Here is a 6,163-nt window from a genome sequence, read left to right on the forward strand (position 1 = left end):
AAAGCGGAGAGGCGAGCTCTCCGCTGGTATTGGATTGTTGATGGATTTGCCTTTGGGCAATTTGTTGGGTTGATGGCGTTTTTTCCTCACCAACGGAAAGCTTGCCTTTCCGCTCTATGTATTTTAAAAGAGCATTTATAAGAAAATGCCCTTTTGCTGTTTTCAGCCGCCGCTCGGCGAGATGTCGCCGGTCGAGGTCAGACTGAACTTGATGCCGCATGTGTACGCGCTGCCGTCGAAACCGCAGCGGCGAAACGGTCCGACATCATCGTAGAGCGAATCTCCATACTGCGCCCAAGCGCCCGACTCGCTCATGTACGAGACGCTATACTGGCCGGCCAAGGTATTGGCGGGCAAAAGCAGACGGTAATAGCCGTCCGCGTCGATTGCCATTTGCATGCCGGATTGAAGCGACCAGCCCATGTCCGGCAATTCTCCAACCGCGAAAGCCGCGTTGGGCTTTCCGGTCAAGTATTGGCTGTTAAAGGCCAAACAGCGCTGACCGCAGGATTTCGCCGCCCAAAAATCGGGCGTCTGATCCGGCGAAGACTGAGGCGGCAATGACGAAGAAAAATCTTCGTCCGTTTGACCATCGCAGTTATTGTCCGCGTTGTCCTCCACTTCGGCGCTCGGCAAGACTTCATCTTGGATCGTCTGCCAGACGCCGTTGTCGCAATACTCGATTCGAGGCCGGCATTCTCCCACCCCGATCGTCTCGCTCGCTTCGGAATACGAAGTTTGCATCTGATGATCCACGCATTCTTCGTCGTCTTGCGGCGGATCGGGATATTGATTCCAGCCGTCGTCGGTCAGGCCGTCGCAGTCATTGTCTTGCCCGTCGTTTTGCTCCGGCTCGGGCAGGACCTCGTCTTGAGAAATGACCCAGTGTCCGCTTTGGCAGACCGAAATCTCCGGCCGGCAAGGACCGATGCCGAAGGTTTCGATCGATCCGGAGTAGGCGCTGAAAATTTGACCTTCTTCGCATTCGACAGGTGTCGAAAAATCCTCGTCCGTTTCGCCGTCGCAGTCATTGTCGAGGCCGTCCGCCGTTTCCGAGATTGGCAAGACCTCGTTTCTGATCTGATGCCAATCTCCGGCAAAACATTCTTCGATCTTGGTCCGGCACGAACCGACGTTCACCGTCTCGCTTGAACCGGAATAGGTTTCCAGCTCATCCCCATCGAGGCATGAGTTGCCTCCTCCTTCGGGATTTGCGAAACACCGGTTGATGTTCTCGACGGTGATCAGGTCGCCGAAACCGGCGACGCTCATGAGCATTTGAGCCGCGTCCACGGTCCAGATCTGACCGCTCGCGTAGCCCATTTGCGAAAATACTTGAAAATTCGCGAACGGTCTGGCCACTCCATTGCCTGAAATGACAAAGACCGCGCCCTGGCCAAAGCCCTGATTGGTCAGAGCCGGTTCGGGTTTGACCAGCCGTCCGTCTCTGATGTGCAGAATGCCACCCTCATCGCAAACGGACAGCTTTTGCTGACCTTGCGACGCGGACAGCACGGGCATGTCTTCGGGCAGATAGCCCCAGCTTTCCGCGGCCAGCGCGGAAGCGAACTTGTAGATCATGCAGCCCTGGTCATTGGCCGATTGCTTTTCCAGCAGGTAATGCCAGCTGGCGCCGGCCACGCGAAAGACTTCGCGATAAGGCTGCCAGTCAACCGTCCAAGATTCCGGATAGCAGTCGAGCTCTGTCTGACTGACCTCCAGAATCAAGTTGGAGTCGAAGCCGTGAGCCAGGAAGACTTCCCAATTCACGACCCAGTGCTTGGCGCCATCGAGGAGAACGTAGACCTTGGGCTCGAGATCGCCCTTGATCAGCGTCCCGTCCGGATGCCAAGAAGCGAACCGGCCGAGGTGGAGAGCCGCGTAGCTCCAGCTGGCCCACGAGGCCAGGAACTCCGAATAGGAATAGTGCTTGGACAAGCCTCCGTTTTCCGCGCTGTGTCCCGGGTCGTGCACGATCACGCCTTGGTCGTCGAAACCGATGACCAGCATGAAGTGACCCGGCCCGGTGGCTTTCATGTTCAGGCGCACGGCCGCGATGACCGGATTGCCGCGCCTGATTTGCTCCTTGATGAATTCCTGTTTGGCTTCTCCGGCGTAAACCTTTTGCGGACCGGCGAGATCGAAGTAGTCCTCGAGCAAATACTTGAGATCGTCGAGATCCGTGTAATTGCCGTTGGACGAATCAATGCCCGCCTGCGGCGCGATCACTTCCCTGTCGTAGAGCCAGTCCACGACCGCGCTCAAGTCGTCTTCGCCGGGAGTGAAGTTCAAGTAGTAGCCGGCCAGCATCAGCGCGGACGCGGGTCCGCAGTTCCTGGTGTACTGCCAGTTGCCCGGCGGCACTTGGCTCATGAAAGGCGCTGACAGCAGAGCCTCTTCGGCCATGGCGGTTGTCGAGAACATGAACACGATCGCGACCAAAACGATTTTCGCCAACCTTTTCATTTCCATCTTCCTTTCGCGCTTTTGTTAGCGCAAGCCGTTGACCAGGTTCAAGAAAGTCGCGTGAGCGTCGGGCTGCCAGCCTTGCGTGTGCAAGGCGGCGATCACCACTCGCTCCGGCAAGGAAATGATCAAGGCCTCATCCCCGAGCAGAGCGCCGGAAAAACCGGTCGGCTCGATGGCCGTGAGGCCGTTATCGAGCTCGATTTCTTCGAACGCCGAGATCTCGGGCGCGTTTTCCGACAGAAACCGCTGCCAGTCGCCGACCCGCTCGATTTGAAAATCGAACGACTCCAGCCTGATCAGCGCGTACTGGTCCGCGTACTTCTCGTCATTGACGTTGCCGCTCGGCAAGAAGTAGTCTTCCGGCGCGAAGCCCGCGGACAGCATCACTTCCCGATCCGTGTTTTTGATCGAGACCACGCGCTCGCTCTCGGTCGCGACCATCCAGCCGTCCGGGCAATCGAAGAACAGCCCGGAAAAGTTCTCGATTCGAACCGGACAATTGTCATCCGGCTCGCTCGTCTCCGGCGGATTTTCCACCGCCGTTTCATTTGACACTCTCCCCTGCCGGCAACCGAAGCACATGATCGCCAAGCAGACCCAGACCGCCAGACACGCGATTTTCGGAAACATGATCGCATCTTCCTTGTCCCTTTTTTAGGGACGCCAAGGTTTGCAATGAACAGCCTCTATCACTGTTTCCAGCGTAACGAAATAAAATCAGGAAATGAAAAAAAATGTTATCCACCTTGAACAACATTTGAAATCACGCAGATATTCATTGAAAAAAATATGTCAGCGAAGGCTGACATAATCCGGTGGGCAAATGAGGGAGAATTTGGGAAAATGATAATGTAAACAAAATTATGTTTGACAATCAATTATATAAAAACAAATACAGAATTGATTCGATACGGTTGAAAGGATGGGATTATTGCGATGAGGCCTATTATTTTATTACGATTTGCGTTAAAAACGCTAACACGTTTTTGGGAAACATTGATAACGATAAAATGATATTATCGGAGATAGGGTTAACCGCAAAAAATTTTTGGTTAAAAATCCCGAAATGTTTCCCAACCGCCAGATTGGATATTTTTCAAATAATGCCAAACCACATGCACGGGATTATTTTAATCAATAATGATGATGATTTGACCGTAAAAACCGCCCCGCGGTCGGTTGTAGAGACGCGCCGCGGCGCGTCTCTACAACGCCCGTCAAATCATCATCATTATGTTCGCAAATTCGGTCCATTGCAAAAAAAATCGATTTCATCGATCATAAATCATTTTAAAGGGGCGGTGAAAAAATGGTGCAATAATAATAATTTTGAATATTTTGAATGGCAGAAAAAATTCCACGACCACATCATCCGCGATGAAAACGCGATGGCGCGAATTCAACGGTACATTACAAATAATCCGATGAAATGGCATCGTGATAGAAATAATAAATAATGTCGAACATTCTCCAAATCGACGCAGCCGTAGGGAACAAATATTTTTGTTCCCCACACGTACATCCGGATTATTTTCCGTCGACATCATTTATTTACCCACCGATTTTGTTGACAAAACCAAGATTTTAGTCATACAATATAAGTAGAGGGGATCATGGTGTTAAGGCGACGAAAAACCACGTTTTTCGCTAAAACTGCCCACGAAATCGGGCTTTCCCTTGACAAAAGTGATTCCCCGGGGTATCATGGAATGTTCATTTCACGAACACAACCGCTCGCATGTCGCGGCGGTGAACGTCTACGGAGGGATACGATGAAGACGATGCAACTGTTCATGGCGGCCTTCTTCGCTCTGGCTCTGACCAGCTGCGACACCGGCAACAACGGCGTCCCCGAGGACGCCATCACCGGCACGGACGAAGGTCCGGCCATCGACAACGGCAAGACCGATCACGTCAACCCCGAGACCGTCATGGTGACTGTCGAGAGCAATCCCGACGGCGCCACGATCATCGTGGACGACGTGGACACGGGGCGAGACACCCCCGGAGAAGTCGAAATGACCAGGGATTCCTGCCACACGGTGGCGCTCGAGCTGTCCGGCCACCAGCGCTGGCAGGACACCTTCTGCCCGGATCAGGACGGCAGTCGGGTCGAGGCGGATCTGCCGGCGAACGTGAATCCGCTCGAGGACTTCATGTTCCTCCAGCGGCAGTGGCGTCTCGACGAGGGTGCCAGCTGCGACGTCGGCACCATCGGAGACGTGCGTGTCGAAGCTCCTTCGGCCGAGTACGACGAATGGTGGGGCGAGGGCAACTACGACGCCGTGGCCATCGGTTTCTGCCAAGAGAACCTCCCCTGGCCGTTGGTCAAGGTCTCGGAAACGATGATCGAGATCAACATCTCGGAAGGCACTGCCGAGTGGCACTCGACGTTCGAGATCGGGACATCCGAGATCTCGATGACGTACACCGACATCACTACGAACTACACGGACACCTACACGGCTCTCTAAGCCGTGCCAACCAGGCTTCCACGAAGCCAAAACCAAACTCCTTGAAGCGCGCTCGCCTCAAGGAGTTTTTCGTTTTAAACATTTTTTATTAAGGCTCGACAGCAATTAATCCATTAAATCTCGTATAAGCATCTGTACTATCATTACATCTTTCTTGAGGATTCCCTGGAGCTATAACATTATAACATCCCTTCCCCGCTCCTTCGCAACTTCCATTGCACCAATCCCAGTTATCCAAAATCTGCGCGCCCGGTCGATAAATGCACACGCCTTTGTCAGCGCCGATGCGCTGATTGGTTTTCGGATCAATGACGCCATTGTCGTCGAAGCAGCCTTGGATCAGCTTGGGGTCATTGAGATTGGCGGCGCTTAAAGACTCGATATTAGTGGGACAAGCAGGCAGATTCTCTCCACCGGGCAGACAGTTATAAACATAAGTCTTTTGGAAATACTTTCTGTCGCAGGCTTGAGGAACCGAGCCGAAGGAAATGCGTTTGCAGTTCACGGTAACACTGCCTTGGCACTCATTCAAAGCGCACTGCGGATCAATTGAAGGACAATCATCGTCCGAATAGCAGGCAATTTCATGAGTATTGCCGGCTCCGGAGCACTCGCCGACCGCTTCGTTTTCATTATTGGCGCAGACAGCTTTGTAATTTTTGTATTGCCCTTCGGCAGAACCGGAAGTCACGTCCGTGCCTTCCCAATGAACTTGCACGCGCTTAATCGGCATGTGGTTGTCATCGGCCCAACCGAAGAACTGCGCTGACACGACCAGCTGGCCGTTGTAGCCTTTCACCAAACCATCGCTGTATCTGCCGCTGACGGTTTTCAGGGTGATCGTGTTTGGAATTGCTTTATATGTGCGGTCTGATCTCACCTCAACGCCGGCCACTGACGGGATATCGGTTGTATTGGGCGCGGTTGTCACGATGGTGTAAGCATTGTCTTTTACCGCGCCGACCGGTTCATAATTGAAGAACCTGTACCACTTGGGATCAGCCGAGGTGGCGGCGTTGGTGGCGCTCATGCCGTCATAAACGGATTGCCATCGGTAAACATCATAAATTTTCGCGAACAAATCATTCAATCTGGTTAATGGAGCGGTGTTCCAGTATTTCGCGGTGCTGTCGTTCACCGAGGTATCCAAATAATCCGTTCCCACACTATTATTGTTTTCCCCTCTTTGCTGCGCGTTTGAGAGCGCCTGATATTCATTG

5 protein-coding genes are annotated in these 6,163 nt (G+C 53.0%); 2 read left to right on the forward strand and 3 right to left on the reverse strand.

The window, feature by feature from the left end:
- Positions 1–162: 162 nt before the first annotated feature.
- Positions 163–2,472, reverse strand: a complete 2,310-nt coding sequence (locus VMX18_01995) for a C39 family peptidase (protein ID HUT22162.1) — start codon at positions 2,470–2,472, stop codon at positions 163–165.
- Between the two features lie 18 nt (positions 2,473–2,490).
- A complete protein-coding gene (locus tag VMX18_02000) occupies positions 2,491–3,099 on the reverse strand; it encodes a hypothetical protein (GenBank protein HUT22163.1) in 609 nt (202 codons plus the stop codon).
- A 233-nt stretch (positions 3,100–3,332) separates the two neighbouring features.
- Here VMX18_02000 and VMX18_02005 point away from each other — a divergent pair, with 233 nt between their 5' ends.
- Positions 3,333–3,926, forward strand: coding sequence for a transposase (locus VMX18_02005; protein HUT22164.1), 594 nt, complete (start codon positions 3,333–3,335; stop codon positions 3,924–3,926).
- A 315-nt stretch (positions 3,927–4,241) separates the two neighbouring features.
- Positions 4,242–4,943 carry a PEGA domain-containing protein gene (locus tag VMX18_02010; protein ID HUT22165.1) on the forward strand — a complete coding sequence of 234 codons (702 nt, stop codon included), beginning with the start codon at positions 4,242–4,244 and terminating at the stop codon, positions 4,941–4,943.
- A gap of 88 nt (positions 4,944–5,031) precedes the next feature.
- Here VMX18_02010 and VMX18_02015 read toward each other — a convergent pair.
- A partial coding sequence (locus VMX18_02015) for a hypothetical protein (GenBank protein HUT22166.1) occupies positions 5,032–6,163 on the reverse strand: 1,132 nt, incomplete at its 5' end.

It is taken from the genome of Candidatus Bipolaricaulota bacterium (assembly GCA_035528115.1).
Lineage (GTDB): Bacteria > Patescibacteriota > Patescibacteriia > UBA11705 > DATKZF01 > DATKZF01.